This is a genomic window from Streptomyces sp. Y1 (genome assembly GCF_041053115.1).
Classification (GTDB): Bacteria; Actinomycetota; Actinomycetes; order Streptomycetales; family Streptomycetaceae; genus Kitasatospora; species Kitasatospora rubellomurina.
In genome coordinates, this window is sequence record NZ_CP163445.1 from 472200 (window position 1) to 491923 (window position 19724).

Below are 19724 nucleotides of genomic sequence, written 5' to 3' on the forward strand. Positions count from 1 at the left end.
CCCTGCCCCGGATCCCGCTGCTCCGGCTCCCGCTACGCCGGGTCGGCGAAGCGGGTGCCGACCGCGCGGGCCCGGGACGCCGCGATCTCCGCGTACGCGGCGTCCCGGTCCGCCCAGTGCGAGCCCTCGACCGACTTGCCGCGCTCGAGGTCCTTGTAGACCTGGAAGAAGTGGGTGATCTCCAGCAGGTCGAACTCCCGCAGGTCCCCGACGTCCCGCAGGTCCCGGTAGCGCGGGTCGCGGGCCGGCACGCACAGCACCTTGTGGTCCGGGCCGCGCTCGTCGCGCATCACCCACACGCCGACCGCCCGGCAGGTCCGCACGCAGCCCGGGACGGCCGGCTCCCCGCCCAGCACCAGGGCGTCCAGCGGCTCGCCGTCACCGCCGAGGGTGCCCACGACGTAGCCGTAGTCGGCCGGGTAGGCGGTGGCCGTGAACAGGGTGCGGTCCAGCCGGATGCGGCCCGCCGAGAAGTCCATCACGTACTTGTTCCGCGACCCCTGCGGGATCTCGATCATCACCTCGAACTCCACCGCGGCCTCCTCCTCGGCGCCCGGGGACGGCTCCTGGGGAGATTGTCCGCCGTTCCGGGCCACCCGGCACCCCTCCGCGTTCAATCCCGTCCGCTACCATCCCCGCCCATGGGGAGCTGGCGGGTCACCGTGCTGGACCACCACCGCGCGGACGGCGGGCGACCGCAGGGCCGCCCGGAGGGGCCGCTGGCGCGGCGCGACGGCATCCAGGTGCACGGCCGGGACGGCGAGCTGAGCTGCACCGACACCACCGGCCGGCTCCGCTGGCGGGTGCCCTGCCCCGGGCGGCCGAACGCCGCGCACCTCTCCTCCGGGCGGGTCCTGGTCACCACCGACTCCGCCGGCTACACCGCCTGGGGCACCCTCGGCCCCGCCCTGCTGCTGGACCTCGCGGACGGCGCCACCGTCGCCGAACTGCGCGGCGAGCGCGGGGCGGCCCTCGGCGGCGGGCGCTTCGCGCTCGGCCTGGAGGGCTACGGCACCTTCGACACCCGGGCCTACGACCGGGACGGCGCCCTCGTCGACTCCTGGCGCAGCTTCGGCCACTACGTCGTCGGCAGCGGCCTGCGGGTGGTCGAGACGGACCGCCGGCTGCCCACCGAGTCCCGGGTGGTCCGGCTGCTCCCCGGCGGCCGGATCGAGCGCGGCCCGCTGCTCACCGACCCGCAGGCCCCCGCTCCCCTCGTTCTGCCGGACGGCACCCTGCTGGTGCTGGACGCGGGGGTGCTGCGCGCGGTCGGGCGCGAGCTGGACGACACCGCGCTCGCCGACCTCCTCCCCCTGCCCGCCGACCAGGGCCACCGGTTCACCGGCACGCTGCACCGAACGGCCGAGGGGCTGACGGTCACCCTGGTCGAACGCCACCCCACCCGGATGGGCCACTACACCACCCACGCCTGGGACCTCGCCCTGCACGCGCCGTAGATCCGCCCAGCCGATGATCGGCAACTCCGGGAAGGAGGGCCGGGCGCCGCCGTGGCCGATCAGGTAGCTCGCCCGGCCCCGGGCGGACCCCGACTACCTCGGGGCGCCGCCGAATTCGCGTACGGCGTCGGTGACGATCGCCTCCAGTCGGGCGTGGTGGGCGCCGCGCCAGTAGGCCTGCCCGCAGTCGCCGCACTGGGCGAAGGCGTCGTAGGAGCGCTCGGTGCCGTCGTGCAGCTGCTCGCGCACGGTGGTCTTGGCGACGGCGCTCAGCGTGCCGTTGCAGGTGGTGCAGCGGCTCCACGGCACGAGCGGGGGCGCGAACCGGGAGAGCACGTCACGCAGTTGCTCGGCGGGGCGGTGGCTGTAGACGTACGCGCCGGCGAACAGTTCGCGGCGGCGCAGCAGGCCGCGGTCGCGGGAGAGCATGACGCGCCGCTCGGCGGCGGAGCGGGCGGCGAGCGCGGCGTCGCCGATGTCCGGGTTCTCGTAGGCGGCGTCGATGCCGAGCAGGCGCAGCCGGCGGGCGAGGGTGCCGAGGTGGACGTCGAGCAGGAACCGCGGTGCCTCGCCCACGGGTTGCGGCCGGGCGACGGCCGCGACCGTGATCTCCTCACCGTCCGTCGGGACGTGCGCGTCGGGCACCGGCCGGCCGTCCACCAGCAGCGCGCCGACCTCGGTCAGCGGCACGCCCAGCGACTCCACGACGTGGCCGAGCGTGGAGGTGCCGTCGGTGCGCAGCTCGGAGCGCCCGGCCCGCCGGGGCGCGGAGACGAAGAGGTGCAGCTCGGGGGCGAATTCGAGCCGGATCTGGGGTCGGTCCACCCGGCCAGCATGCCAGCGGGCGGGTGCCCCGGGCCACCGGGTTTCCGGCCCGGCCCGGCCCGGGGCACCCGCCCGTCCGCGTGTGGGCGTCAGCGTGGGCGTCAGCGCTGCGGCAGCTCGCAGCCGTCCGGGCCGCAGGCCGCGCCGTCCGTACCGCCCGCGCCCTCTCCGACCAGGGTCAGCGGCGCCGGCACCCGGGTCTCCCAGGCCTGCTCCAGCGCCCGGGCGAACGTCTCCGCGGGCTGCGCGCCGGAGACGCCGAGGCGCCGGTCGAGGACGAAGAACGGCACCCCGGTCGCACCCATCGCGCTCGCGGTCGCCTCGTCCTCGCGCACGGCGTCCGCGTACGCCTGCGGGTCGGCCAGCACGGCGGCCGCCGCCTCGCCGTCCAGCCCCGCCTCGACGGCCAGTTCGACCAGCCGCCCCGGCTCGAACGCCGAACGCTCCTCGGCGAAGTTGGCCCGGTACAGCGCGTCCAGCAGCTCGCCCTGCCGGCCGTGCTCCTTCGCGAAGTGCAGCAGGCGGTGCATGTCGAAGGAGTTCGCGGCGTCGCGCCCGCCCGCGTACGGCAGGCCCTCCCCGCGCGCGTTCTCGGCGATCCGCGCCTCCGTGGCCTCGGCCTGCTCCAGGCTCATGCCGTACTTGGCGGCGAGCAGCGGGATGACCGGCCGGGCCTCGTGCGGCGCGCGCGGGTCCAGCTCGAAGGAGCGGTGGACGACCTCCACCTCGCCCCGGTGCGGGAAGCGCTCCAGCGCCCGCTCGAACCGCGCCTTGCCGATGTAGCACCACGGGCAGTTGATGTCACTCCACACTTCGACACGCACGGCGCCGCACTCCTTCCGTCCCGCGCGGACCTCCCGCGCCGGCTCGGGGCACAACACGCTCGACGGGCTGAATATTTCTCGTCCTGAAATGTTCAGGTGCGGGCGGCCCGGTGCCGGCCCCGCACGGCTCAGGAGGCGGACGGCTCGATCTCCCCCGCGAAGACGATGACCTGGTCGATGAGGTTCCGCCGCAGATGGACGACGTCCGTTCCCGTCAGGCGGGGGCCGCCGTCCGGCGTGGTGAAGGCCCACCGGTACCGGGCCCACTCGTCGGGCATGTCCACCGCCGAACAGCGCGCCATCGTGCCGGTCCCCGCCGGGTGGTGCCGGATGTCCAGCACGAACCGTTCGACCGCCGCGATTCCCTCGCTGCGGCCCAACGGCCCCCAGAAGACCACGTCCGAGGTCAGGGCCTGGGCGAGCAGGGCAGTCACATAGCTGTCGTCCGAGGCGTTGAACGCGGAGATGAATGTGTCGATCGCGGTGCGTGCCGTCTCTTCCTGCATCCCCCAGTCATACCAGCCGCTGCGCGTGCGATCGTCCCGCGAGCCCGAACCACTGCGGGCCGGCCGGGCCGACTCCGCGCTACACCCCGGCCGGGGCGACCGCCACGGTGTCGCGGTCGCGGGCCGCCCAGCGGGCGATCGGGCCCATCGCGTAGCCGGCGGCGAGGAAGACGCCGCCGAAGGCCAGCCAGCCGGCGAGGCCGCCGTCGAGCAGCAGGGTGGTGAGGAGCAGCGGTCCGAGGGTGCGGGCGACGGCGACGCCGGTGTTGAAGAAGCCCTGGTACTGGCCGATGCGCTCCGGCGGTGCGAGGTCGAAGCCGAGCTGCCAGGAGCCGGCCGACTGCCGCATCTCGCCGACCACCTGCAGCGAGGCCCCGGCGACCAGCAGGGCGCCGATCGCCCACACCGGGACGTCCAGGGCGGACAGTCCGCAGACCACGCAGGACAGGAGCAGCAGCACGCCGGCCGAGCGGACGGCCCGCACCGCCGAGTCCAGCCCGATAACGTCGCTCGCCGCGCGGACCTGGAAGAGCAGCACGGCCACGGTGTTGAGCACGAACAGCGCCGAGCCGAGCCAGCCGAGCCCGGGGGCGCGCTGGGCGATCCACAGCGGGAAGATGAGGCTGAGCAGCGGCATCCGCAGCAGCAGCACGGTGTTGACGGCGGTGACGGCGGCGTAGCGGCGGTCGCGCAGCACGGCCAGGCGCGGGCCGGCGCCCGGGCCCGACTCCGCTTGCGCGGGCGGGACTTCGGGCAGTCGGCGGAGCAGCAGCGCACCGGCCAGGAGGCCGAGGACGGTGAGGACGAAGGCGCCGAGGTAGGCGGTCCGGGTGCCGATGGTGAGGGCGATGCCGCCGATGGCGGCGCCGACCGCCAGGCCGCCGTTGAGGGTGGACTGGAGGTGGGCGAGCAGCCCGGTGCGTTCGGCGCGCGGCACCAGGCCGGCGACCAGCGCCTGCCGGGCGGCGCCGAGCCCGGACTGCGCGGTGGCGTACAGGCAGATGGCGAGCAGGAACGGCAGGAAGGAGCGGATCACCAGGAACGCGCCGACCACGGCGGCCGCGCCGAGCGCGAGCGCCACGGCCGTGCGCCGCGGGCCCCGGCGGTCGGCGAGGTGGCCGAGCGGGACGCCCGCGACCGAGCCGATCGCCCAGCCGACGGCGAGGCCGGCGCCGAGGGCGGTGGCCGACATGCCGACGACGCGGGTGAAGTAGAGCGCGGAGCAGGTGTAGTAGGCGCCGTCGCCCACCGCGCTCGCCAACTGGGCGGCGGCGAGCGTGCGCTGGGGTCCGGCGGGCGGCAGCAGGGTGAACCGGGCGGTGCTGTGGTTCGGCACTTCGTTCCTGTTCTCCGGCTTCTCCGGCCGGACGGGAGGCGCCGGGCGGATCGGCAAACGGGCGAGCGGTCGGGTGAGCGGGCGGACGGGCGGGCGGCGCGCGGGCCGGGCGTGCGCAACCGTTCGCGTCGGCCCCCAACGACGTCGGACCCACCCTAGGGCCCGAATGGACCGCGCAACAGGTCCAGTGATCTTGGATTTCCCTGGTCCACTTGCGGGTCGTCCGCCGCACCACCTGGCGAGTGGTGAACTCCCGTGCGACGGCGCCGGGTTGGCCGGGCCGGGCGCCGCCGCCCGGCACCGGCCGCGGCGGCCCCGGCTTTCCGCGGCCGTGCCCGCGCCCCGGACGTGCCGTCCGTACCCGCCCCGAACCGTCCGCCGGGGGCGCGCGAGGCACCCGTCCGCGCCCCTTGCGGAGGGCCGCCGGAGCCCGTGGTGACCCGTCAGTAGTGCCCTATGCTCGACGGCGTTCGCGATCCGGCACCGGGGCCGGCGCCGCCCGCACACCCGCCCGCGCGCCCGCCCGAGCCGGCGCCGCCACCCGCGCGAAGGGCCCCTCCCATCTGCACCTCCATCGCCCCCTCGGACATCGCCCCCTCGGACGAGGGCGGCCGGCCGGGCGAGGCCCCCACGACCGGCCGCCGCCGCTTCCTCACCTACCTGCTGGCCGCGCCGACCCTCACCGTCGCCGCCCGGATCGGCCTCGACGCCGCCGCGCCCGCGAGCGCACCCGCCGCCGTCCGGAACACCGCCGCCCGCACCGCGGCCGCCGCCACCGCGCCCCCGCAACTGCTCGGCCTGCCCGGCATCCCCGACGTCGTCGACCTCGGCGACGCCATCACCCTGGCCTGCCTGCCCACCGCCCACCTGCTGGTGCTCGAAGTCACCGCCGCCGGACGGGCCGTGCTGACCCTGCCCCGGCTGGAGGTCGGCCAGGGCCTCACCACCGCGATGGCCATGCTGGTCGCCGAGGAGCTGGACGCCCGGCTCACCGACGTGGACGTGCCGCTCTCGGACGGCCGCCCCGAGCTGCTGTTCAACCAACTGACCGGCGGCTCCACCTCGGTGCGCTCGCTGTACGAGCCGGTGCGCGCCGCGGCCGCCGCCGCCCGTGCCCGGCTGGTCACCGCCGCCGCCCAGCACTGGAACCTCCCCGCCGGCACCCTGCGCACCGCCGACTCCGCCGTCCTCGCCCCGGACGGCCGGCGGGTCGGCTTCGGCCGACTCGCCGCGGCGGCGGCCGCCGTGGCCGTGCCGGCCGTGCCCGTCACCCCCAAGCCCCCCGACCGGCTGCGCGTCGTCGGCACGCCGACCGGCCGGATCGACGCCCGCGACATCGTCACCGGCCGCGCCGCGTACACCGGGGACCTCCGGATCCCCGGTGCCGTGCCCACCGTCGTCGCCCGCCCCACCACCATCAACGGCACCCTCGCGAGCCTCGACGCCTCCGCCGCCCGCGCCATGCCCGGGGTGCTGGGCGTGGTGCGGATCCCGAGCGGCGTCGCCGTCCTCGCCGAGACCTTCGACCAGGCGCTCAAGGCCCGGAACGCCCTGCGCACCACCTGGCACCCCGGCCCGGTCGCGCACCTGTCCGGCGCCGACATCCGGGCCCGGCTCCGCGACGCCCACCCGCCGTTCCTGCTGCCGCCGCTGCTCACCCCGTACCTGGACGGCGAGTTCGACTTCGCCTTCGTCAACCACGCCCCGATGGAGGTGCTGACGGCGGTCGCCGACGTCCGGCCCCACCGCGCCGACGTGTGGTTCGCCGCGCAGGCGCCGATCGTCGCCCAGCAGGCGATCGCCGCCGAACTCGGCCTGCCGCAGGGCGCGGTGACCGTCCACGTGGTGCGCGGCGGCGGCTCGTTCGGCCGCCGGCTGTTCTTCGACGCCGCGCTGGAGGCCGCCCAGGTCTCCCGGGCCGCCGGCCGCCCGGTCAAGCTGATGTGGACCCGCGAGGACGACATGCGGCACGGCCGGATGCGCCCCGCCAGCCACCACCGCGTCCGGGCCACCTACGGCCCGCTCGGCCAGGTCCTCAGCTGGGAGCACCGCGCCGCCACCGTCCGCACCGACCTGGGGCACGGCCTCGGCGAGGCCCTGACCGGAGCCGGGTTCGACCTCTCGCTCGCCGGGCTCAGCCTCGCCCAGGGCTTCTTCCTGCTCACCGAGAAGAACCCGTACGACGTCGGCGTCCCCACCCAGCTGCTCGCCGAGGTGGCGCTCGACATGCCCACCGGCAGCTGGCGCTCCGTCTACTCCGGCACCGTCCGAGTCGCCGACGAGATCATGATGGACGAGCTCGCCCGCCGGACGGGCCAGGACGAGGTCGCCTTCCGCCGCGCCCGGCTGCGCGGCACGCTCGGCCGGGCCGTCCTCGACACCGTCGCCCAGAAGGGGAACTGGGGGCGGCCGATGCCCCCCGGACAGGCCCAGGGCGTCGGCTACCACGAGGAGAACGGCGGCCGGGTCGCCTACCTCGTCGAACTCGACGCCACCGACCGGGCCGACCCCCGGGTGACCCGGGCGGTGTGCGCCGTCGACGTCGGCCGGGCGATCGACCCCCGAGGCCTCGAAGCCCAGCTGACCGGCACCCTGGTCGACGGCATCTCGGTGATCCTTCGGGCCGGCAACCACATCGACAACGGCGCGGTACGGGAGGGGAGTTACGCCGACTTCCGGTACGCCCGGCAGCGGGACACCCCGCCCGCGGTGGAGATCCACCTGCTGCCGCCGAGCGGACCGCCCGGCGGCGCGGGCGAGTTGGGGGTGGCGGCCGCCTGCGCCGCCGTCGCCAACGCCTACGCGCGCGCCACCGGCACCAGCCCCCGCTCCTTCCCCCTGGCGTTCTGACACCTCGCGATCCGACGCCTCACCTGCGGACGCCTCACCCCCCTGACGCCTACCCCCTGCCCTCGCGCCAAGGATCCCAAGGACGGCCACCACCCATGCCCAGCCACACCTTCGTCCTCAACGGGCGGCCCGTCACCGTCGAGGCCCCCGACGACATGCCGCTGCTCTGGGTGCTGCGCGACAAACTCGGCGTCACCGGCCCCAAGTACGGCTGCGGCGTGGGAGTCTGCCGCTCCTGCACCAGCCACCTCGACGGCGAGGAGTTCCAGCCCTGCACCCGTACGGTCAAGGACTGCGCCGGCCGCAGCGTCACCACCATCGAGGGCCTGGCCACCGGCGACACCCTCCACCCCGTCCAGGAGGCCTGGCTGGCCTGCGACGTCGCCCAGTGCGGCTTCTGCCAGCCCGGCCAGATCATGACCGCCGTCGCCCTGCTGCGCCGCACCCCGAACCCGACCGACGCGGACATCGACCGGATCCAGAACATCTGCCGCTGCGGCACCTATCCGCGCATCCGCGCGGCCATCAAGCTGGCCGCCGCCCGGCGCCCCCGGGCCTGACACCCGGGGGCGGGGCCTACGCCGAGACCGGCGCCTGCGGGTCGCGGCCGAAGTAGGCGGCCAGCCGGTCGTACGGCGGCGCGTCCTCGGGCGCCGCGACCTCGGGGCCGAAGGCGTGGTGGTCCGCCTCGTCGCCCCGGTACTCGGGCTTGAGGGCGCCGTGCGCCCAGGCCAGTGCGGCGGCCGCCACCTCGTGGTCGAGTCCGCTGGTGGACTGGCCGGTGGCCCGCGCCAAGTCCCAGCCGTGGACGGCGAATTCGGCGATCTGCTGGTCCACCGGGAAGCGCCGGGGCAGCGTGCCGCCGGGGACCTCCAGCGTGCCGGTGAGATCACCGGCGGCGCGCCAGGCCTCGACCAGCTCGGCCGCGCCCGCCTCGAAGGCGTGCAGCCAGTCCTCCTCCACCCGCTCGAAGGGCTGCGACCAGTCCGGCTGCCCGCCGCGCGCCCGGACGGTGAACTGCCGCAGGTCGAACAGCAGATGACTGACCAGGTCGCCGACGTCCCAGGAGCGGCAGGGCGTCGGGTGGGCGGCCAGCTCGACGCCGGTGCCGTCGATCAGCCCGGCGGTCTGCGCGAGCGCCCGGGAGAGCAGGTCGATCGGGTCGTCCGCTGCGGTCATGGGGCACACCTCTCGATCGGTGGGGGGACGGGCCGTGCCGGGCGATCGTAAGCGCGCACGCCGACAGCCGCCCGGCACGACACCGCGCCCCACCGGGTTCAGGCGGCGAACCCGCCGTCCACCGCCAGCTCCGCGCCGGTCACGTACCGGCCGTCCTCGCCGGCCAGGTAGGCGACGGCGCCCGCGACCTCCGCCGGCGCGCCGTAGCGGCCGAGCGCGGTGAAGCCTCGCTGGAAGTCGGCGGAGTCGCCGTCCGCCGGGTTCATGTCGGTGTCGATCGGGCCGGGGTGGACGAGGTTGACGGTGATCCCGCGCGGGCCGAGCTCCCGGGCCAGCGCCTTGGTCAGGCCGGTCATCGCCGCCTTGCTGGTCGCGTACAGCACGGCGCCGGGGAAGGCGACCCGCTGCGCGAGGCAGCTGCCGATGGTGACGATCCGCCCGCCCTCGGCCAGGTGCGGCGCGGCCGCCCGGGCGAAGAGGTACGGCGCGCGGACGTTCACCGCCAGCAGGGTGTCGATCTCCTCGACCGCCGTCCCCCCGATCGGCCCTACCGCGCCGACGCCCGCGTTGTTCACCAGGACGTCCAGCCGGCCGAACCGTTCGACCACGGCCGCCACCGCGCCGCGCACCGCCGCCTCGTCGGCGCCGTCCGCGCGCACCGCCAGGGCGGTCCGGCCCATCGCGGCGATCTTCGCGACCACCGCTTCGGCGCGCTCGCTCCCGCCCCGGTAGGTGAGCGCCACGTCGGCGCCGTCCTCGGCCAGTCGCAGCGCGATCGCCGCCCCGATCCCCCGGCTGCCGCCGGTCACCAGAGCCACCTTGCCGTTCATCGTCGTCATCTCTGTCGTCATCTCCGCAGAACTCCTCGTGCCGTTCGCTGATCCGACTCGATCCTCGATCAGGGCGCGCGGAAGTTCCGGCGACAATCGGACGTCGCGTTCGACCGTCGACCACCGGCCGGCGCAGGCCCCCACCCGCGCACGCCGAAGCGGCCGCCCCGGGCAGGGGCGGCCGCTCGGCGGCCGATGCGGGGCGGCGTCAGACGGTCAGGGTCTGGCCCGGGAAGATCAGGTCCGGGTCGGCGCCGATGGTGGCGGCGTTCCTGCTGTACAGGCTGACGGTGTCGACGCCGAACTTCGCCGCGATGTCGCTCAGCGTGTCGCCACTCCTGACGGTGTATCCGCCGGTGGCGGCGCCGTTCGTCGGCCGCTCGCTCTTCGGGGCCTGGGTGCTCGGGGCCTGGGCCTTCGGGGTCTGCGCCTTCGGGGCCTGGGCCTTCGACGGCTGCCCCTTGGGCGCGGCGTGCCTGGGCTCCTGCGCCTGCGGCTTCGCCTTGGCCTTCGGCGCGGCCTTGCCGGTGGGCTTCGCCGCCGGCTTGGCCGGGGCGTCGTCCGAGCCGTCCGAGGCGCTGCCGGAGGTGTCGACGGCGGCGGGGGCACCGCCCTTGGTGAGGCCGGCCTTGGCGGAGCAGACGGGCCAGGCGCCCGGGCCCTGCGAGGCGAGGACCTTCTCCGCGACGGCGATCTGCTGCGCCCTGCTGGCCTGGTTCGCCTGGGGGGCGTACGCGGTTCCGCCGTACGCGGCCCAGGTGGAGGGGGTGAACTGCAGTCCGCCGTGGAAGCCGTTGCCGGTGCTGATGCTCCAGTTGCCGCCGCTCTCGCACTGGGCGACGGCGTCCCAGGTGGAGGTGGTCGCGGCGGAGGCCGAGGTGGCCGTGACGAGGCCGGCCACCGGCAGGGCCGCGACGGCGGCGCCTGCGACGACCGCCATCCGCACGCGGTTGCGCTTGGTGACGGTGGCGGGGGTGGCAGCGGCGGTCTCGTGACGGGGAGTCATGTAGGTCCTCTCGACGAACCCCGGGCAGGCATGCGGAACCAGGCCCGGGACATGGGCCGGTCGTTTCCGCTCGCCTCACTCGATGGGCGGCCGGGCACGTGTCGGACGTGCCGTGCCGCCCCGGCCACCTCCGCTCGCCGACGACCTGTTCGAGCCGGTCCTGTCGGCGGGCACGGCCCTCGCGCCGGGTGCTAGTCGGCGGGCCGTGCGTCGGGGTGAACCCGGGTGGCGCTCGTTGCGCCGCAGAAGAAGCTACGGGCCGCCCCCGGGGGCGGCAAGCAATTCTTGAAAGCCGCAGGTCAGTTGACTGTTACCGGCGGTATCGATCAAGAAACTGCGCCCGGTTCGACCGCATTTGACTGCTTTCACAAGATCACATGGTCATTTCCCGTGCGTTCACTCACACCCGTGCGCCCGTCGAACGAGCCGCGCGCTCCACCCACGGCAACCGCGCACTGACGGTCCGTCACCATCGCTCCGCGATTTCCCGGCTACACACCGCAACCAAGTGACCTACGCCACCTCGAACACTCTCCGCAGTCGCGCGGCTCCGCTCGGACACCTGCCGCCGCGCCGCCGGCGTCGACGCGTGCCGGCGCCGACGCGTGCCGGCGCCGATCGAGCCCTCAGCCGCGCCCGCCGAGTTCGGCGTCCCGGGCCAGCAGCGCCGCCTGCACCCGGTTGTCGCAGCCCAACTTGGCGAGGATCCGGCTGACGTACGTCTTCACCGTCGCCTCGCTCATGTGGATGCGCGCCCCCGCGTCCGCGTTGGACAGCCCCTCCCCGAGCAGCTCCAGCACCTCCAGCTCACGCCCGGTCAGCACCTCCAGCCGCTGCCGGGCCCGCGCCGCCCGCGCCGCCGCCGTACCGCCGCGCCCGGCGGCCAGCGAGTCGACGATGTGCCGGGTCGCGGCCGGGGAGAGGAAGGCGTTGCCGCCCGCCGCCGCCCGGACGGCCTGGATCAGCTCGCCGGGCGCGGTGTCCTTGAGCAGGAAGCCGGCGCCGCCCTCGGTCACGGCGCGCAGGACGTTCTCGCGCTCCCCGAAGGTGGTGAGGACCAGCGCCCGCGCGCCGGGCGCGACCCTCGCCAGCTCCCCGAGCGCCGTCAGCCCGTCCATCACCGGCATCTGAATGTCCAGCAGCACCACGTCCACCCGGTGCGCCCGGGCCAGCTCCAACGCCTCCCGGCCGTCCGCGGCCTCCGCCACCACCTCGATGTCGTCGGCGGAGCCGAGGATCATCCTGATCCCGGCGCGGATGAGCGGCTCGTCGTCGGCGACGAGGACTCGGATCACGGCTGGTCGTTCCCCTCGAACGGAAATTCGGCTGCTGCCCCCATCCTCACATCCCCGGGCCGGCCGCCCGACCACCCGGGCCCCGGGGCTGCCCGCAGGCCGTCACCGCACGACGAAGTCCTGCTTCTCCACCAGCACGCCGTCCTTGAAGCAGAACCGCATCACCTCGTCCTCGCGCCAGTCCGCGCTCTGGTCGCCGGACAGGAACCAGCGGCAGCGCGCGCCCTCCGGCGGGGTCGGCCCGCTGTGGTGGAAGTCGCCGGTGAAGAAGTCGTTGCCCTTCGGCAGCCGCTCCTGCACCTCGCCCGCCGGCATGCCGACCTGCAGCTCGTCGTACAGCGCCTTGCGGACCGTCGCGTCGCTCGTCCCCTGCAGGAACGCCACCACGCCCCAGACCAGCAGCGCCAGCACGGTGATCACGACGCCCACCACGCCGACCGCGCAGCCGAGCGCGGGGCTGCGCCGGCGGCCCTCCTCCTCGCCGACCTCCGGCAGGCCCGAGTACAGCCAGTCGTCCGGGTCCGCACCGGCCGGGCCGGCCCCGCCGTCGCCCTCCGCCCCCTCGTACGGGAGGACGGCCGCCAGCCGGAACCCCTGCTCGGGCGTCGCCCCGGCGTGCACCATGCCGCCCGCCAGCCGGGCGCGCTCCCGCAACCCGGCCAGCCCCTGCCCACCGCTCACCGCCGCGCCCGCGCCGGCGCGCGCGCCCACCAGCTCCGGCGCGCGCGGATTCGTCACCTCCACCACCAGCGCGTCCGGCTCGTACCGGAGCGCGACGGCGATCGGCGCGCCGGGGGCGTGCTTGTGCGCGTTGGTGAGCGCCTCCTGCACGATCCGGTACGCCGCCTGGTCCACCGACGCCGCCAGCGGGCGCCGCTCGCCCTCGGTCGTGAAGTCCACCGCCGCCCCGGCCGCCCGGGAGGCGTCCACCAGGCCGGCGACCCCGTCCACCCCGCCCCGGCCCGCCGCCGGACCCACCGCCGGGGGCGGGGTCGTCGACTCGTCGTGCAGCACCCCGACCACCTCGCGCAGCTCGCGCATCGCCGAGACCGCCGCCTGCCGCAGCACACCGACCGCCTCGCGCTGCCGCTCGGTCAGCGTGCGGTCCACCTCCAGCGCGCCCGAATGCACCGAGATCAGCGCCAGCTGGTGGCCGAGGCTGTCGTGCATGTCCTGGGCGATCCGGTGCCGCTCGCGCAGCCGCGCCTGGTGCACCACCATCACCCGCTCGCGCGACAGCTGCTCCCGCCGCTCGCGCAGCGCGTCCAGCAGGGCCCGGCGCTGCGCCCGGTAGCGGCCCCACAGCGCGGGCAGCACGGCGACCAGCAGGAAGAAACCGAGCGACAGTCCGACGATCAGCTTCGGCGCGGCCGAACCAGCGTCCTTCACCGCGCCCGTCACCGTGAACAGCAGCCACCCGAGCGCGAAGGTGCCCACCAGCCGCCACACCGCCCGGATCCCCGCCCCCGCCGCCCACCCGGCGAACACCAGCAACGGGAACGGCCCCGCCGAACAGCCCGTCGCGGCGGCGGTGAGCAGCAGCACCGACGCCGGGAAGGCCCGGCGCAGCACGAACAGCACCACCGTCCCCAGGGCGAACGGCACCTCCAGCCCCGAGTCGGCGGCCACCTCCAGCAGCGCGGCGACCGTGCCCAGCAGCACCGCGAGCAGCACCTCGCCGACCACCCGCCGGGGCCGCCAGGGGCCCGGCAGCGCCTTCCGTACCGCTCTCTTCCAGGCCCGCGCGATCGCATTCACCCGTCGAGGCTACTGGGCCCGTCCGCCGGACGGCCGTCCCCCTTCGTCGTCGCCCGCACCGACGAAAGTCGCCCCCTCGCCGGGCGGGGCCGCGCGCCGCGCGCCCTCGCTCAGTCCGTCGCCGTCAGCAGCAGCGCCACGTCGTCCACCCGGTGCACCGGCCCGACCTCCCGCAGCAGCCGGCCCGCCAGGGCCTCCAGTCCGGCCGCGCCCGCGCCCGCGCCGCCGCCGCGGGCCAGGGCGGCCCGGAGCCGCTCGACGCCCTGGTCGATCGCCTCGGCCGGGTCCTCCACCAGTCCGTCGGTGTACAGCGCGAGCAGCCCGCCCGGCGGCAGGCGCCGTTCGGTGACGGGGTACTCCGCCCGCTCGTCGACCCCGAGCAGCGGCCCGCCGGCCACGTCCAGCACCTCGGCCCGCCCGTCCGGGTGGCGCAGCACCGGGGGGAGGTGGCCGGCGCGGGCGATCCGCAGGGTGCCGTCCGCCGGGGTGAGGCGGGCCAGGCAGCAGCTGGCGAGCAGGCCGGGGTCGAGGTCGAGCAGCAGTCGGTTGGTGCGGGCGAGCACCTGCCCGGCGGGTTCGCCGCCGCTGGCGAACGCCCGTACGGCGCTGCGCAGTTGGCCCATGGCCGCGGCGGCGGCGACGCTGTGCCCCTCGACGTCGCCGATCACCAGGGTGAGGTCGCCGCCGGTGGTGATGGCGTCGTACCAGTCGCCGCCGATCTCCATGCCCTGGGTGCCGGGCAGGTAGCGGGCGGTGATCCGGACGCCGGGGATCCCGGGCAGCCGGTGCGGCAGCAGGCCCTGCTGGAGGCCGCGGGCGAGCGCGAACTCGGCGTCGTAGAGGCGGGCCCGCTCCAGCGCCTGGGCGATGAAGCCGCCGAGCGCGGTGAGCAGGCCGCGGTCCTCGGCGGTGAAGACGCGCGGCCGGTCGAAGCCGAGGATGCAGCTGCCGATCGGCTGGCCGGAGGCGATGAGCGGCAGGAACGCCCAGGCGCCCATCTCGTCGATCGCCAACCCGGGGTAGGCGGCGGTGAGTTCGCGCACCGACTCGAAGAAGATCGGGGTGCCGGCGCTGAGCGTCTCCGCGCCGGGGACGCGGGCGCCGACCGGGGTGGCCTCGAAGCCGTCCAGGAAGCCGTCCGGGTAGCCGCTCTGCGAGACCAGGTGCAGGCGGTTGTCGCGCACGACGTAGATGGCGAGCTCCTGGCCGCCGAAGGCCGGGAGGATCTGCTCGGCGACGGCCCGGCAGACGTCGCGCGCGGTGACGGCCTCGGTGAGCGCGCTGGCGAGCTGCAGCAGGTGGTGGGTGCCGCCGAGGCCGGCCGAGGAGGCGTGGACGGCGGGCGGCGGGGCGGCGGCCGGTTCGGCGGCGCCGGGCGGGGCCTCGGCGGCGACGACCCGGCCGGTGACGCCGTGCGCGTCGGGGTACAGCGAGAAGGCGAGCCAGCCGGCCGGCGGGCGGGCGGCGAGGAAGGCGGTGGGCCGCTGGGAGAGCAGGGCGGCCCGGTAGCGGTTCTCGTAGAAGGGGTCGGCGAGCCAGGGCAGCGCGTCCCAGGGGTGCCGGCCGACCAGGTCCTCGCGGCGGACGCCGAGCAGCGGCTCGATGCCGCGGTTGGCGTAGCCGATCCGGCCGTCCGGGTCGAGCGAGAAGACGCCCTCGCGCAGCCGTTCGACGGCGGCCGCGGCGGCGGTCAGGGTGCGGACGTCCAGGACGGCGCCGACCAGGTGGGTGCGGCCGTCCGAGATGGCGGAGGGCACCCGGGCCCACAGCTCCACCGGGTACGGGTGGCCGTCCCGCCCGAGCACCCGGACGCGGGCGGCCAGCACCTCGCCCTCGGCCAGCGCGGTGCGGGCGGCGGCCCGGAAGCCGGCCAGGTCACCGGGGGCGATCCGGGCGGAGAGGGCGGCCACCGTGCCGTCGAACTCGTCGGGCCCGAGGCCGAAGATCTCGCAGAACCGGGCGTCGGCGGCGAGCGCGCCGGTGGCCACGTTCCAGTCGAACAGGCCGACCCGGGTGGCCGGCGGGGCCGCCGGCGCCAGCTCCACCACGGGCGCGTCCCCGGTGGGCTCCACGGGCTGCCCGGCGGCCGCCAGCTTGGACAGCCCGTCCGCGAGTTCGGCGGCGACGGCGGCCAGCCGGCGGCGCGCCCGGGCCGACACGCCCTCCTCGGCGGCGGGCCACAGCACGCTGAGCACCCCGAACGGCTCGGCGCCGGCCCCGACCGGCACGCAGGCGCTCGCGTAGTCGTACGGCAGGCCGACCGCCAGCTGCGGGAAGCGCCGCATGGTGTCCTCGGTGTCGGCCAGGGCGATCGTGCGGCCGGTGCGGAAGCAGACCGCGACGGGCAGCGGCCCGGCGGCGGCGATCCGCCGGAACGGGCTCATGATCGACAGCGGCACGCCGGCGATGGTGCAGAGCAGCAGCGAGCGGCGGTCCGGCGAGCGCAGGTACACCATCGCGCCGTACGCCCCGGTGCGGCCGAGCGCGCGCCGGGCGGCGTCCGCGAGCAGGTCGTCCCGCTCGGGGGCGGCGTCCCCGGCCCCGCCGGCGGGGTCCCCGGCCCCGCCGGTCGGATGCGGATGGCGCATGCTCTTTTGCTACGCCGGGCCCGGAACGGTGTCAAGACGAGCCCCGCGCGCCCCGGGAGTCCCACCCCGCCCCGCGCGCCCCGACACACCGGGCGCCCCGACCCCCCGGACCCGGCCCTCACACCGAGCCGAGGTCGACCTCCACCGGGTACGGCACCACGGCCGCCACCCGCCCGGCGAACAGCTCCCCCGCCCGGTACGCCCGGCTCGCCTCGTCCAGCACGTAGGTGTGGACGACCGGCACCCGGCCGACCGCCTGCTCGATCCGCCAGTAGAAGGGGATCCCGGCCTGCGCGTACTGGGCGAGCTTGACCACCCGGTCGGTGGTCTCCGAGCCCGGCGAGACGACCTCGACGAGCAGCAGCACGTCCTCGGGTCTGGTCGGCGACTTGTCGATCGTGTCCGCGCGATAGACCCCCACGTCGGGGCGGCGGTTGTTGAGCGGCACGTCCTGCAGCCGGACGTCGAAGTCCGTGTCGGCGTTCCACTCCGAGCCGCCCGCCTCGTCCAGGGCGTTCGCCAGGATCCGCGCAAGCCTGTTGTGCCGCTTCGACGCGCTCGGGCTCACGACCACCATCCCGTCGACGATCTCGATGCCCGCGCACTGCTCCGCGGTCCAGGAGTCGTACTCCTCGCTGGTGATCTGCCGGTGCATCCACTCGGGTGCGATCATCTCGGCCGTCACTGCGTACCTCCCCTGAGTCGCTGGCGGGCCGGTGCTCTGAGACCCACCGTAGTGCACCCGGAGGGTGAGGTTTCGGGTGGTTCGCGGCCGTTCGATATCCTCGGCCGGCGAGGGGCGGCGGTTCGGGTCGCCCATGGGGGAAGCGAGAACCGGTATGCAGTCGCCGTCGTCCGGAGGGCCCGCGCAGGATCAGGACGCGGCGTGGCAGTGGGAGGCCGAGGTGGACGGCACCGGCGGCGGCGAGCCCGGGGACGTGATCGGCGACGACCGGCCGCGGCCCACCCGCCGCAGGCTGCTGCTCGGGGCCGGGGCGCTGGCGGCCGGCGCGGCCGTGTGGGCCCTGACCCGTGCGGCCGCCGAGCCGGACGGCCCCGCGCCCGCGCCGACGAAGCCGCAGCCGACCGCGCTGTCCGGCCCGACGCCGCTGTGGACGTACCGGGGCGCCGAGCCGATGACCCCCGAGCGGCTGCCCCGCCCGCCGGAGCGCCCGCTCTACCTGTCCAAGGCCGGCCTGCAGGTGCTGGACCCGGCCACCGGCGGCGCCGCCCGGCTGGTGGTCTTCGACCCGCCGCCGCAGCCGGGCTGGCCGAGCGACGTCACGCCGCGCCCCAAAGTCCTGCTCGGCCCGCAGCACCTCTTCACCCTCACCTCCCCCGGCCACCTCGACGCCCGCCACCTCACCGACCCGGCCGGCGACTGGAGCCTGCCGCTGCCGGAGGAGCTGGCCGACGGGCAGAGCGGCGGCCTGGGCGGCCCCGGGCTGTCCGTCTGCGCGGACGGCGTGCTGTACGGCTACGCCTGGGGCCCCTACCGCGGCAACGAACCGTCCGTGGACCGCCTCTTCGCGCTGCGCCTCGCCGACCGCGCGCTGCTGTGGACCGTCCGCACCACGGACGACGAGCAGATCGTCGCCGTGAGCCCGGCCGACGGCGGCCGGGTGGCCTGCTCGCGCGGCCTCGGCGAGCGCACCCAGCTGGTGGTCCGGGACGCCGCGGACGGCCGGGAGCTGTGGAGCTCCCCGGGCTCGGGCTGGTGCAGCGCCGGCCCGAAGCACTTCCTCCTCCAGGACGGCACCGGCGGGATCCGCGCGCTGAGCCCCACCGGTGAGCAGGTCTGGACGTACGGCCCGGCGCGGGGCGAGTCCTGGCAGTCGATGCCGCCCGTCCCGGACGGCGGGCAGCTCTACCTGCCGCGCGACAACGGCGTGGTCACCGCGCACGACGCGGCCACCGGCGCGCTGCGCTGGAGCTGCCGGATGCCGTTCCTGCTGGACCGGCGCAGCCACCCGGTGGTCGCCGGCGGCACCCTGTTCGTCCCCGGCCCGGCGGCCGGCGGGGTCTGCGCGGTGGACACCGCGAACGGCCGGCTGCGCTGGAACTTCCGCGACTCCGGCCCCGGCCGGGACGTCTGGACCCTCGCCGCCGACGCCGACCGCCTCTACGCGGGCCACGACGACGTGCTGCACGCCCTCCCCCTGCACGAGGGCGGCTCCGGGACGGGCGGCACGGCCTGATGCGGGTCCGCCCGATCTCCCCCGACCGACTGGTCGAGCTGCTCGCCGAGCGGATCGCCGGGCTGCCCGAAGCAGGCCTGCCCGGCGCCGGGCAGCGGTGGCTGCGGGTGGCGGTGGACGGCGCCGGGCCCGCCCGGCCCGGCGCGCTGGCCGACGCCCTGGTGGAGCCACTGCGGCTGCGCGGCCGCCCGTCCTTCCGGGTGTCGGCGGCCGACTTCCTGCGCCCGGCCTCGATCCGGCTGGAGTACGGCCACCACGACGCGGACGCCTTCCACGACCTGTGGCTCGACGACGGCGCCCTGCTGCGCGAGGTGCTGGACCCGCTGGAGCCGGGCGGCACCGGCCGGGTGCTGCCCACGCTGCGCGACCCGGTCACCGACCGCTCGACCCGCGCCGCGTACCACCAACTCCCGCCCGGCGGCGTGCTGTTGCTCGACGGCCCGCTGCTGCTCGGCCGCTGGCTGCCGCTGGAGCTGACCGTCCACCTGGCGCTCACCCCGGCCGCGCTGGCCCGCCGCACCCCCGCCGACCAGCAGTGGACCCTGCCCGCCTTCGCCCGCTACGAGGCGGAGACCGCCCCCGCGGAGGCCGCCGACCTCACCGTCCGGATGGACGACCCGCGCCACCCGGCCCTGGTCGAGCGGCCGTAGGGAGCCCACCGGCCCGCTACGGTGGGCCGGGTGAACGAACACGCGGTGCCCGTCCTGCCGAGTCGGGACCTGGACGAGACGCTCGCCTTCTACGGCCGCCTGGGCTTCGAGCCCCGCGGCACCTGGCTCGCGGACGGCTACGCGATCGTGGCCCGCGGGTCCGTGGAACTGCACTTCCGGTACGACCCCCGGGTGGACCCGCTGGCCACGGCCGGCAGCTGCTACGTCCACGTGGAGGACGCGGACGCCCTCCACCGGGCGTGGGCCCGGATCGGCGTCCCCGCCGACGAAGCCACCGGCAGCCGTCTGACGGAGCCGACCGACACCCCGTACCGCATGCGGGAGTTCGCCCTCGTGGACCGCAGCGGGAACCTGCTGCGGATCGGCAGTCCGTCGCGGCCGTGACCACGACCGCGACCAGG

Annotated in this window: 18 protein-coding genes; 6 read left to right on the forward strand and 12 right to left on the reverse strand. The window is 76.1% G+C overall.

The genetic code is table 11. The features are described 5' to 3' along the window. Positions 1–32: 32 nt before the first annotated feature. The gene (locus AB2U05_RS01865; RefSeq protein WP_045696511.1) at positions 33–533 is read right to left on the reverse strand and encodes an inorganic diphosphatase; all 501 of its coding nucleotides are present in this window, start codon (positions 531–533) and stop codon (positions 33–35) included. Between the two features lie 108 nt (positions 534–641). On the opposite strand from AB2U05_RS01865, the gene AB2U05_RS01870 reads away from it, so the two are divergent. Next, positions 642–1457: a hypothetical protein gene (locus tag AB2U05_RS01870; RefSeq protein ID WP_369182208.1), complete on the forward strand. Its 816-nt coding sequence runs from the start codon at positions 642–644 to the stop codon at positions 1455–1457. Between the two features lie 93 nt (positions 1458–1550). Here the strand turns inward: AB2U05_RS01870 and AB2U05_RS01875 are convergent, their stop codons facing one another. The 4 genes from AB2U05_RS01875 to AB2U05_RS01890 form a co-directional block, all read right to left on the reverse strand. Next, positions 1551–2282 (reverse strand): Mut7-C RNAse domain-containing protein, encoded by a 732-nt coding sequence (locus tag AB2U05_RS01875; protein ID WP_369182209.1) that lies wholly within the window; start codon positions 2280–2282, stop codon positions 1551–1553. A gap of 101 nt (positions 2283–2383) precedes the next feature. Further along, positions 2384–3106, reverse strand: a complete 723-nt coding sequence (locus AB2U05_RS01880) for a DsbA family protein (RefSeq protein WP_369182210.1) — start codon at positions 3104–3106, stop codon at positions 2384–2386. A gap of 128 nt (positions 3107–3234) precedes the next feature. Further along, complete coding sequence (locus AB2U05_RS01885; protein WP_045696505.1) at positions 3235–3612, reverse strand: nuclear transport factor 2 family protein; 378 nt, start codon at positions 3610–3612, stop codon at positions 3235–3237. A gap of 79 nt (positions 3613–3691) precedes the next feature. After that, positions 3692–4948: an MFS transporter gene (locus tag AB2U05_RS01890; protein ID WP_369182211.1), complete on the reverse strand. Its 1257-nt coding sequence runs from the start codon at positions 4946–4948 to the stop codon at positions 3692–3694. Positions 4949–5404: 456 nt separating this feature from the next. Between AB2U05_RS01890 and AB2U05_RS01895 the strand changes: the two genes are divergently transcribed. Next, positions 5405–7798, forward strand: a complete 2394-nt coding sequence (locus tag AB2U05_RS01895) for a molybdopterin cofactor-binding domain-containing protein (protein ID WP_369182212.1) — start codon at positions 5405–5407, stop codon at positions 7796–7798. Positions 7799–7893: 95 nt separating this feature from the next. Next, positions 7894–8358 (forward strand): (2Fe-2S)-binding protein, encoded by a 465-nt coding sequence (locus AB2U05_RS01900; protein ID WP_045696503.1) that lies wholly within the window; start codon positions 7894–7896, stop codon positions 8356–8358. 16 nt (positions 8359–8374) lie between these two features. Here the strand turns inward: AB2U05_RS01900 and AB2U05_RS01905 are convergent, their stop codons facing one another. The 7 genes from AB2U05_RS01905 to AB2U05_RS01935 form a co-directional block, all read right to left on the reverse strand. After that, a complete protein-coding gene (locus AB2U05_RS01905) occupies positions 8375–8977 on the reverse strand; it encodes a TIGR03086 family metal-binding protein (RefSeq protein WP_045696501.1) in 603 nt (200 codons plus the stop codon). A 98-nt stretch (positions 8978–9075) separates the two neighbouring features. After that, entirely contained in the window at positions 9076–9828 is a 753-nt protein-coding gene (locus AB2U05_RS01910) for an SDR family NAD(P)-dependent oxidoreductase (RefSeq protein WP_369182213.1), read from the reverse strand. Positions 9829–10015: 187 nt separating this feature from the next. Continuing rightward, positions 10016–10813: a transglycosylase family protein gene (locus tag AB2U05_RS01915; protein WP_045696498.1), complete on the reverse strand. Its 798-nt coding sequence runs from the start codon at positions 10811–10813 to the stop codon at positions 10016–10018. A 626-nt stretch (positions 10814–11439) separates the two neighbouring features. Continuing rightward, positions 11440–12108: a response regulator gene (locus AB2U05_RS01920; protein WP_369182214.1), complete on the reverse strand. Its 669-nt coding sequence runs from the start codon at positions 12106–12108 to the stop codon at positions 11440–11442. Between the two features lie 102 nt (positions 12109–12210). Further along, positions 12211–13866, reverse strand: a complete 1656-nt coding sequence (locus AB2U05_RS01925; RefSeq protein ID WP_244178769.1) for a sensor histidine kinase — start codon at positions 13864–13866, stop codon at positions 12211–12213. Positions 13867–13976: 110 nt separating this feature from the next. Further along, on the reverse strand, positions 13977–16454 hold the full coding sequence (locus AB2U05_RS01930; RefSeq protein ID WP_369182215.1) for a SpoIIE family protein phosphatase: 2478 nt from the start codon (positions 16452–16454) through the stop codon (positions 13977–13979). Positions 16455–16572: 118 nt separating this feature from the next. After that, positions 16573–17139, reverse strand: coding sequence for a Uma2 family endonuclease (locus AB2U05_RS01935; RefSeq protein ID WP_369182216.1), 567 nt, complete (start codon positions 17137–17139; stop codon positions 16573–16575). A gap of 154 nt (positions 17140–17293) precedes the next feature. Here AB2U05_RS01935 and AB2U05_RS01940 point away from each other — a divergent pair, with 154 nt between their 5' ends. From AB2U05_RS01940 to AB2U05_RS01950, 3 genes are read left to right on the forward strand one after another with little or no spacing between them, the layout of a single operon-like run. Continuing rightward, on the forward strand, positions 17294–18652 hold the full coding sequence (locus tag AB2U05_RS01940) for a PQQ-binding-like beta-propeller repeat protein (RefSeq protein ID WP_045711578.1): 1359 nt from the start codon (positions 17294–17296) through the stop codon (positions 18650–18652). Next, a complete protein-coding gene (locus AB2U05_RS01945) occupies positions 18652–19302 on the forward strand; it encodes a uridine kinase (RefSeq protein ID WP_369182217.1) in 651 nt (216 codons plus the stop codon). The genes AB2U05_RS01940 and AB2U05_RS01945 overlap by 1 nt, the downstream gene beginning before the upstream one ends. Before the next feature lie 30 nt (positions 19303–19332). After that, entirely contained in the window at positions 19333–19707 is a 375-nt protein-coding gene (locus AB2U05_RS01950; protein WP_369182218.1) for a bleomycin resistance protein, read from the forward strand. The last annotated feature ends 17 nt before the right edge of the window (positions 19708–19724 follow it).

What these genes read in the sequence shown, in the direction of transcription:
- AB2U05_RS01870 (WP_369182208.1), top strand. Translation starts at nt 642, where the DNA reads ATGGGGAGCTGGCGGGTCACCGTGCTGGACCACCACCGCGCGGACGGC.
- AB2U05_RS01885 (WP_045696505.1), bottom strand. Translation starts at nt 3,612, where the DNA reads ATGCAGGAAGAGACGGCACGCACCGCGATCGACACATTCATCTCCGCG.
- AB2U05_RS01895 (WP_369182212.1), top strand. Translation starts at nt 5,405, where the DNA reads ATGCTCGACGGCGTTCGCGATCCGGCACCGGGGCCGGCGCCGCCCGCA.
- AB2U05_RS01900 (WP_045696503.1), top strand. Translation starts at nt 7,894, where the DNA reads ATGCCCAGCCACACCTTCGTCCTCAACGGGCGGCCCGTCACCGTCGAG.
- AB2U05_RS01905 (WP_045696501.1), bottom strand. Translation starts at nt 8,977, where the DNA reads ATGACCGCAGCGGACGACCCGATCGACCTGCTCTCCCGGGCGCTCGCG.
- AB2U05_RS01910 (WP_369182213.1), bottom strand. Translation starts at nt 9,828, where the DNA reads ATGACGACAGAGATGACGACGATGAACGGCAAGGTGGCTCTGGTGACC.
- AB2U05_RS01915 (WP_045696498.1), bottom strand. Translation starts at nt 10,813, where the DNA reads ATGACTCCCCGTCACGAGACCGCCGCTGCCACCCCCGCCACCGTCACC.
- AB2U05_RS01930 (WP_369182215.1), bottom strand. Translation starts at nt 16,454, where the DNA reads ATGCGCCATCCGCATCCGACCGGCGGGGCCGGGGACCCCGCCGGCGGG.
- AB2U05_RS01940 (WP_045711578.1), top strand. Translation starts at nt 17,294, where the DNA reads ATGCAGTCGCCGTCGTCCGGAGGGCCCGCGCAGGATCAGGACGCGGCG.
- AB2U05_RS01945 (WP_369182217.1), top strand. Translation starts at nt 18,652, where the DNA reads ATGCGGGTCCGCCCGATCTCCCCCGACCGACTGGTCGAGCTGCTCGCC.